Below are 211 nucleotides of genomic sequence, written 5' to 3'. Positions count from 1 at the left end.
CACTTCACCTACATATCAGCGTGCCTTCTCCCGAAGTTACGGCACCATTTTGCCTAGTTCCTTCACCCGAGTTCTCTCAAGCGCCTTGGTATTCTCTACCTGACCACCTGTGTCGGTTTGGGGTACGATTTCGTGTTACCTGATGCTTAGAGGCTTTTCCTGGAAGCAGGGCATTTGTTACTTCAGCACCGTAGTGCCTCGTCATCACACC

General features: G+C 51.2%; 1 rRNA gene (running past both ends of the window). It reads right to left on the bottom strand.

From position 1 onward, the window contains the following. A 23S ribosomal RNA gene (locus JTI85_RS02605) occupies positions 1-211 on the bottom strand (it extends past both window edges: 1,180 nt to the left, 1,516 nt to the right).

It is taken from the genome of Citrobacter sp. Colony219 (genome assembly GCF_019382635.1).
GTDB classification, from domain to species: Bacteria; Pseudomonadota; Gammaproteobacteria; order Enterobacterales; family Enterobacteriaceae; genus Citrobacter; species Citrobacter youngae.
This window is presented reverse-complemented; position numbering and strand designations above follow the sequence as displayed.